We start from the raw sequence: 8,390 nt of genomic DNA on the forward strand, positions 1-8,390 counted from the left end.
GTCCTGGTCGGGGGCGGGGTCCGGGCCGGGGTCGACGAGTTCGAGCCGCAGCCCCTCGGGGAGCGGCGCGGTTTCGGAGCGGTCCTGCGGATCGGCCGGTTCCGGTCGTACGCGTACCTCCACGCCGTCCGAGTCGCCGACCCAGAGCGGAGCGGTCGCCCCGCGCACAGCGCCGGACGACCGCTCGTCGCTGCCGAGGTCGGCGGCGTGTTCGGCGTTGTGGGTCTCGACGTCCTGCCAGCCGGACCAGTTCGTGGAGCCGGTCGCCCGGGTGCGGACCTGGACCGTGCCGTGCAGTTCGGCTTCGGGGTCGTCCCAGACGACGCCCACCAGGGAGAACGGCCGGGCCTCGCGCTGGGCCAGGCCCTGGCCGGCCGCCGCGCCCGCTCCGGCGACCCGGTCGGACGGCGCCGCGAGGGGCTCCAGGGGCAGGGACTGCGTCGAGCCCGCGAGCCCGGCCGCGCGGGGCTCGGCGGCTCGGGGCTGGGCGCTGCGGGACTCGGCGGCGTGGGATCCGGCTGCGGGAGATGCGGCCGCGGGGAACTCGGCGGCCAGCGCCGAAGGCGGGCCGGACCCCGGTGACTCGGGGGCCAGGGAAGGCGGCCGGGCGGAGGAGTGCGCGGCCGGGGCGGACAGGGCGGGGGCGGCGAGCGGCAGGGTGAGGGCCGCCGCGCAGGTGACGCCGACTGAGGTGACCAATAGTGCACGCATACGTATGATCGTTGCCATACCGTGACGAGTCCGGCTACCGGGACATCGGCCCCGACATGACGCACCGTCTGCCGAACCGGTGTACGTGACACCCGTTCAGCCCGCCCGGCCCGGCGTCCCCGCGTACGCTTGCGCGGATGAACTCCAGCGACCGCACCCCTGCCGACCTGCTGCGATCGGCCCTCGCCGAGGACCCGGCCCGCAGCGCGGTCACCTTCTACGACGACGCCACCGGAGAACGCGTCGAACTGTCGGTGGCCACCTTCGCCAATTGGGTGGCCAAGACCGCCAATCTGCTCCAGGGCGACCTCGCCGCCGAGCCGGGCGACCGGCTCGCCCTGCTGCTCCCCGCGCACTGGCAGTCCGCGGTCTGGCTGCTCGCCTGCTCCTCCGTCGGGGTCGTCGCCGACGTCCAGGGCGACCCGGCCGCCGCCGACCTCGTCGTGACCGGCCCGGACACCCTGGAGCGGGCGCGGGCCTGCCGGGGTGAGCGGGTCGCGCTCGCGCTGCGTCCGCTGGGGGGCCGATTCCCGCAGACGCCCGAAGGGTTCGCGGACTACGCGGTGGAGGTGCCGAGCCAGGGCGACCGCTTCGCACCGTTCGCTCCGGTGGACGCCGACGCCCCCGCGCTGACCGTGGGCGGGGCCGAGCTGACGGGGTCACAGCTCGTCGACCGGGCCCGCCAGGACGCCGGGGCGCTCGGGCTCGTACCGGGATCGCGGCTGCTCACCGGGCGCACGTACGACACCTGGGAAGGGCTGAGCGCCGGGCTCTTCGCGCCCCTGGCGGCCGGCGGGTCCGTGGTGCTGTGCCGCCACCTCGGGCAGCTCGACGCGGACGGGCTGGCCAAGCGGACCGAGAGCGAGCGGGTCACCGACACCGCGGTATGACAAGCGCGCCGAGGTCCACCCGTCCGGCCCACAGCGGGCCGAGTCCTCGGTAATCGGCACCGGAGCGGGTAGATGATCGGGCGGTACAGACCACTCTCCTGGCCGTGCACAACCAAGCGTGAGTTTCAGCCGTCTACTCCTGCGACCGGCGGCCCCTCGCGCCGCCGAACGTGAAGGATGGACGCAGACGTGACCGACAGTGCTGGCCCGCCGTCCGACCCGGACCACTCGGCCGGGGACAAGCCACAGGGCAGGTCGCAGGAGGAGTCCGGGCCCGAGGGTGCGACCCGCGAGGGTTCGGCCCCGGAAGACTCGGCGCCGGCGGGCGGGGCTCCCAAGGGCACGAACCCGGCGGGCGTGACACCGGAGGGCGGGGCTCCCGAGGGCGGGGCCCCGCAGGACGGTCCGCCTCAGGACGGTCCGCCGCAGGGCGACGATCGGCTGGAGGAGAACCCGGCCGCCGACGAGCCCGAGAAGACCGCGAAGTCCGAGAAGTCCGAGAAACTCGACGAGCCCCAGAAGGCCGAAAGCGACGGGCGCGCCGGGAGTCCGGAAAGCGCCGACGCCGGCGAGAGCGATGCCCCCTCCGAGCTCCGCACCGAGGCCGAGGCCGAGGCCGAAGACGGCCCCGCCGTCAGCGACCCCCCGAAGAACGGCGCGGGCGTGCAGACCTGGGCCGACCGGCCCAAGAGCGGCGCCGTCGCCGGGCGCAGGAGGCACTGGCTGCGCTGGACCGCGCTCGCCGCCGCGTTCCTCGTCCTCGTCGCCGCGGGGGTCGGCTGGTGGATGTACAAGAAGCTCGACGGGAACATCACCACCGACACGAGCGCCGCCGCCGAGCTCAAGGCGTACGAGAAGGATCGGCCGACGCCGATGGTCATGGATGCCCAGAACATCCTGCTCATCGGGTCCGACAGCCGGGCCGGGGACAATCGCGAGTACGGGCGGGACGACGGCGGCAGCCAGCGCTCCGACACCACGATCCTGCTGCACCTCGCGGCGGACCGGAAGAGCGCGACGGCCGTGTCGCTCCCCCGGGACCTGATGGTGGAGATCCCCAGCTGCCGCACCGGGGACGACAAGAAGTCGCGGGAGCAGTTCACCCAGTTCAACACGGCGTTCGAGCTCGGCGGCACCGCGTGCACGATCCGGACCGTGGAGCGGATGACCGGCATCCGCATCGACCACCACATGGTCGTCGACTTCAACGGCTTCAAGGACATGGTCGACGCCGTGGACGGGGTCGAGATCTGCCTCAAGGAGCCGATCGACGACAAGGACGCGCATTTGGAGCTGCCGGCGGGCCGGCAGACGCTGAACGGCGAGGAGGCCCTCGGCTACGTACGGGCCCGCAAGTCCCTCGGCAACGGCAGCGACACCGAACGCATGGAGCGCCAGCAGCAGTTCCTGGGCGCTCTGGTCAACAAGATGCAGAGCAACGGCGTCCTGCTCAACCCGACGCGGCTCTACCCGGTGCTGGACGCGGCCACCAAGTCGCTGACCACCGACCCGGGTCTGGACTCGCTGCGCGACCTGTACGACCTGGTGCGCGGGATGCGCAACGTACCGACCGAGCAGGTGCAGTTCCTGACCGTGCCCCGGCAGCCGTACCGTAACAACCCCAACCGGGACGAACTCGTCGAACCGGACGCAGGGGACCTGTTCAAGCAACTCCGCGAGGACAAGCCCGTCGCCGTGGTCCCGGCCGACGAACTCGAAGAGGCGGAACGGGAGCAGGGAAGCGGACAGGACGGAAAGCCGGACGACGCCGAGTCCGAGAGTCCGACACCCACACCCACCTATTCGGGTTCGAGTGCGGCGGACGATCTGTGCAAGCAGTAAAGCAATTGCCAAGACAGAGAACATAATCGGCGTGTAATGGGAAGTATGCCCGGTTGTAAGGGGCGTGGAATGTGTCACGCACGTCGCTCGACGCGGAATCGGCCGGATAGTGTGACGCGATCCGGTGCTTTTGGCCGTCAGGTCGTGCACTGCTGGAGCGAAGGAACGAGCGCCCTGCCGGGGGAGGGCGCCTCGCGTGGCACCGACGGAGGACGCAGGCAACCGTGGACGCGCACAGTCGTGGACGGGCGGACGATATCGACCCCGCCGACCAGTGGGTACTCAACCCGCACACCGGTAATTACGAATTGCGACTGGACCACTCCACAGGGGAGTCGAGCAGCCCTTCGCGTACGGCGACGGCCGAGGGGACGGGCCGCCGCAGCAGCACCCGGACCGGCTCGTCCCGTGAGGGTTCCGGACGCCGGGGTGCGCGGGAGGGCGGTGCCGAAGGGCCACGCCGCGAGGTGCCGGGTCAGCGCAGCCGCCGCAGCTCCCAGGGGGCGCGGGGAGCCGCCGAGCCGCCGGCTTCCGGCCGCCGGAAGCGCAAGCCCAAGAAGTCGCGCAAAAAGAAGGCGCTGTTGTGGACGGGCGGCGTGATGGCGTTCGTCGTGGTGGGCGCCTCGCTCGGCGTGTACGTCCTGTATCAGCAGCTCAACGGGAACATCGACTCCATCGACGTGGGTGACGCCGGCAGCAAGAACGTCGTCAGCGACGGCCCGATGAACATCCTGATCATCGGCACCGACAAGCGCACCGGCAAGGGCAACGAGGGGTACGGCGACAAGGGCAGCGAGGGCCACGCCGACACCACCATCCTGTTCCACGTCTCCGAGGACCGGAGCAACGCGACGGCGATGAGCATCCCCCGCGACCTGATGACGGAGATTCCCGAGTGCGAGGGGAAGGATGCGGACGGCGCCGACGTCACCATCCCCGGCACCCCGAACGAACGCTTCAACACCAGCCTCGGCCAGAGCGGCCGTAACCCCGGCTGCACCATGAAGACGGTCGAGAACATCACCGGCCTCAAGCCCGACCACTTCATGATGGTCGACTTCAACGCGGTCAAGGAGCTGACCACCGCGGTCGGCGGCGTCGAGGTCTGCATGGCCAAGCCGGTCGACGACCCGAAGTCCCATCTGAAGCTGCCGCAGGGCAAGTCGGAGGTGCAGGGCGAGCAGGCGCTGGCCCTGCTGCGTACCCGGCACAGCTTCGGCAACGAGAGCGACCTCGACCGGATCAAGGTGCAGCAGCAGTTCCTCGCCTCGATGATCCGCGAGATGAAGTCGAGCGACACCCTGACCAACCCGAAGAAGCTGTACAAGCTGGCCGACGCCGCCACCAACGCGCTGACCGTCGACACGGCCATCGGCGACGCGCAGAAGCTGATGACGCTCGCCCAGGAGATCTCCAAGGTCAACACGAAGAACATCACCTTCCTGACGATGCCGGTCATCGACAACCCGGCCGAGCCGAGCCCGGTCACCGTGGTCGTGGACCCGGTCAAGGGCGAGCAGCTCTTCGCGATGATGCGCTCCGACACCTCGCTGACCGAGGTGAAGCAGAAGGAGAAGGCCGCCAAGGGCAAGCAGGCGGCGCTGCTCAAGGGGCCGAAGGCCGAGCCCGCCGACGTACGGGTCGATGTCCTCAACGGCGGCGAGATCCCCGGGGCGGCCGGTTCGACCGTCACCTGGCTGCAGAACGAGCAGGGGGTGCTGAAGTCCACCAACAAGGCCAACGCACCCGAGAAGATCAAGAAGACGACACTGGAGTACGCGCCCAACCAGGCCGACCAGGCCCGGGCGCTCGCCGAGATGATGGGGCTTCCCGCAACGGCCATGAAGCCGGGCACCGCCGACGCCGAGGGGCTTGAGGCGATGGTGCTCACTCTGGGGGCGGACTTCAAGGGCGCGGGACAGCTCATCACCGGACCGGCGAAGGCTCCGGAAGGCGTCGAGCAAGCGAGCGCCGACAAGGCGGTATGCGCCAAGTGACACCGGGTCACCGGGTCGCAGCGGAAATCTGAACAGCATGGGGGGTCCGGTGGGACGGAGCAGCATGTCCGGGGAGGGGACGCGATCACGCGTCCGCCGCTCCGGCCAACTCGACCGCGACGAAAGCCCGCACGGGGCCGACGGTGAACGGTCGGGGGCCGGCGCGGCAGCGAGGGCTCAGGAGGTGCCGGGGGTGCCGCGCAGAGGCGCAGCAGCCGCCGCGCGCCCAAGAGCGGCAAGCGGCGTGTGCTCCGCTGGAGCGCCTCCGCGCTCGCCGTGCTCATACTCGTCACCGGCGGCGCCGGTTACGTCTACTACGAGTACCTCAACAGCAACATCAAGAAAGAGGATCTGACCCTCGGCGACAAGCAGATGGCCGATCACAAGGCCAACGCCGCCGGACAGACCCCCCTCAACATCCTGCTCATCGGTTCCGACGCCCGGGACTCCAAGGCCAACCAGAAGCTGGGCGGCGCGAAGGAGACCTTCGGGGCCCCGCCGCTCGCCGACGTACAGATGCTGCTGCACCTCTCCGCGGACCGCAGCAATCTGTCCGTCATCAGCATGCCGCGCGACACCATGGTGAAGATGCCCAAGTGCACGGCCCCGGACGGCGAGGTCTTCCCGGCCAGCACCGGCGACGTGCAGACCAACCAGAGCCTGGGGCGCGGCGGTCCGGGGTGCACAGTGGCCACCTGGTACGAGCTGACAGGTATCCGGATCGACCACTTCATGATGATCGACTTCGCGGGCGTGGTGTCGATGGCCGACGCCATCGGCGGCGTCCCGGTCTGCGTCGACGCCAACATCCGCTCACGGAACGCCGATGGCAAGGGCTCCGGGCTGGAGCTGGAGAAGGGCACCACGTCCATCCAGGGCGAGCAGGCCCTCCAGTGGCTGCGCACCCGGTACGGCTTCGAGGACAACACCGACCTCGGGCGGGCCAAGGCCCAGCACATGTACATGAACTCGATGGTGCGTCAGCTGCGCAAGGGCACCAAGCTCACCGACCCGGCGAAGCTGATGGACCTCGCCGAGGCGGCCACGAAGGCGCTGACGGTCGACAAGGGGCTGGACACGGTCAAGAAGCTCTACGACCTGGCCGAGGAGTTCAAGAAGGTCCCGACGAAGCGCATCACGATGTCGACCATGCCGAACGTGTACGGCTCCGGCGTCAACAACGGGCGGGTGTACCCGAAGGCGGGCGACGCCGAGCAGTTGTTCCGGATGGTGCGGGACGACGTACCGCTGGACGGCAAGGCCTCCAAGCGGAAGAAGCAGGAGGAGCCCAAGGACCCGTCCGCGCCGGTCGGCGAGATCGCCGTCTCCGTACGGAACGGGACCGCCACCGACGCGCTCGGCCCGGCCTCGGGGCGGGCCGGTGACGTGGCGGACCAGCTGAAGAACGCGGGCTTCGGCAGGACCACCATCGACTCGGGCAACGTGACCGGGGCGGCGCGGACCGGGATCCTGTATCCGAGCGCGGATCTGGAGGGCGACGCACAGGCGGTCGCCAAGGCGCTCGGGATTCCGCTGTCGCAGGTGAAGAGGTCCACCGACGTCTCGGGGATCTCGCTCGCGGTGGGTGCGGACTGGCGCGAGGACGGGGCTTATCCGGTGTCCAAGGGCACGGAGAAGACCCCGGAGTCGGCGGGCGCCCTCAACGGCGAGGAGGACGGGGCCTGTATGAAGGTCAACCCGAACTACACCTGGTGACGCCGTAGCAGCACGCACACGACGCGACGAAGGGCCTCGACGCCGAGCATCGGGGCCCTTCTCGTACGTCGTCGTCTCAGACGGTCTCGCTGCTGCCGGTCATCGCCGGGCGGCGGCTCGCGATGACGCGCTTGGCCAGGGACCGGGGGCTGGTGAGGAAGCCGAAGCCCCAGCACATGTGCATGGTCGCCAGCGCCACCGGGATCTGGGCGCGGGCCTTCAGCGAGAGGCCCTTGCCGGCGGGCAGCGAGCCGGCGACGATCGCGGCCACGTACCCGCCGGGGACGACCAGCGCCCACGGGGTGACGGCCGCGCCGAGGACCAGGCCCGCCGCGATGGCGACGACGGCGGTCGGCGGGGCCAGGTAGCGGAGGTTGATCGAGCCGGCGTGGTAGCGGGCGACGACGTGACGCCAGCGGCCGTAGTCCTTGTACTGCTTGGCGAGCGCCTTCACGGTGGGGCGCGGACGGTACTGGACCTTCAGCTCGGGCGAGAACCAGATCAGCCCGCCGGCCTCGCGGATACGGAAGTTCAGCTCCCAGTCCTGGGCGCGGATGAACTCGACGTTGTAGCCGTCCGCCCGCTCCAGCGCCTCGCGGCGGAAGACGCCGAGGTAGACGGTCTCGGCCGGGCCGGCCTGGCCGCCGGTGTGGAAGGCCGCGTTGCCGACGCCGATCTTGGAGGTCATCGCGGCGGCGACGGCTTCCTCCCAGGCGTTCTCGCCCTCGGCGTGCATGATGCCGCCGACGTTCTGCGCGCCGGTCTCCTCCAGGAGGCGGACGGCGGTCGCGATGTAGTTCGGCGAGAGCATCCCGTGGCCGTCGACGCGGACGACGACCGGGTGGCGGGAGGCCTTGATCGCCGCGTTGAGGGCGGCGGGGGTGCGGCCGGTGGGGTTGGGCACGGTGTGGACCCGGGGGTCCTCGGCGACCAGTTCGGCGGCGATCTCGTCCGTCCGGTCGGCGGAGGGGCCGAGCGCGATCACGACCTCCATCTCACCGGGGTACTCCTGCTCCAGGATGTGCCGGACCGAGTTCCTGAGATGGCGTTCCTCATTGAGCACCGGCATGATCACGGAGACGGCGGGGTACTGCGCGGCAGACATGTGGTCCTCGGGGGGGTCCTCGGGGGCGCCGGGGGTTGCGTACCCCAGGAGGCGGCTCGGTTTTCGGCCGCCACGTTACCGCGAATGGGGGACACCGGTGAGCGCCGCCGGGTCGCGGGCCCGGGCCGG

5 protein-coding genes and 1 pseudogene are annotated in these 8,390 nt (G+C 70.6%); 4 read left to right on the top strand and 2 right to left on the bottom strand.

Features of this window, described 5'->3' with window-relative positions:
- A pseudogene (locus tag JS521_RS30735) lies at positions 1-711 on the bottom strand (N-acetylmuramoyl-L-alanine amidase); the annotation flags it as partial.
- Positions 712-848: 137 nt separating this feature from the next.
- Between JS521_RS30735 and JS521_RS30740 the strand changes: the two are divergent.
- The 4 genes from JS521_RS30740 (at position 849) to JS521_RS30755 (ending at position 7,156) form a co-directional block, all read left to right on the top strand.
- Positions 849-1,601, top strand: coding sequence for a TIGR03089 family protein (locus JS521_RS30740; protein ID WP_205086205.1), 753 nt, complete (start codon positions 849-851; stop codon positions 1,599-1,601).
- Positions 1,602-1,778: 177 nt separating this feature from the next.
- Positions 1,779-3,443, top strand: coding sequence for an LCP family protein (locus JS521_RS30745; protein WP_205086206.1), 1,665 nt, complete (start codon positions 1,779-1,781; stop codon positions 3,441-3,443).
- 224 nt (positions 3,444-3,667) lie between these two features.
- The gene (locus JS521_RS30750) at positions 3,668-5,440 is read left to right on the top strand and encodes an LCP family protein (protein ID WP_372448632.1); all 1,773 of its coding nucleotides are present in this window, start codon (positions 3,668-3,670) and stop codon (positions 5,438-5,440) included.
- A gap of 246 nt (positions 5,441-5,686) precedes the next feature.
- Positions 5,687-7,156 (top strand): LCP family protein, encoded by a 1,470-nt coding sequence (locus JS521_RS30755; protein WP_205086207.1) that lies wholly within the window; start codon positions 5,687-5,689, stop codon positions 7,154-7,156.
- 76 nt (positions 7,157-7,232) lie between these two features.
- Here JS521_RS30755 and JS521_RS30760 read toward each other — a convergent pair whose 3' ends face one another.
- Complete coding sequence (locus tag JS521_RS30760; RefSeq protein ID WP_205086208.1) at positions 7,233-8,261, bottom strand: glycosyltransferase family 2 protein; 1,029 nt, start codon at positions 8,259-8,261, stop codon at positions 7,233-7,235.
- Positions 8,262-8,390 lie beyond the last annotated feature (129 nt).

It is taken from the genome of Streptomyces durocortorensis (assembly GCF_016901035.1).
Taxonomy (GTDB): Bacteria; Actinomycetota; Actinomycetes; order Streptomycetales; family Streptomycetaceae; genus Streptomyces; species Streptomyces durocortorensis.

Coding starts and splice junctions, on each gene's coding strand:
- JS521_RS30740 (WP_205086205.1), top strand. CDS start 849: ATGAACTCCAGCGACCGCACCCCTGCCGACCTGCTGCGATCGGCCCTC.
- JS521_RS30745 (WP_205086206.1), top strand. CDS start 1,779: ATGGACGCAGACGTGACCGACAGTGCTGGCCCGCCGTCCGACCCGGAC.
- JS521_RS30760 (WP_205086208.1), bottom strand. CDS start 8,261: ATGTCTGCCGCGCAGTACCCCGCCGTCTCCGTGATCATGCCGGTGCTC.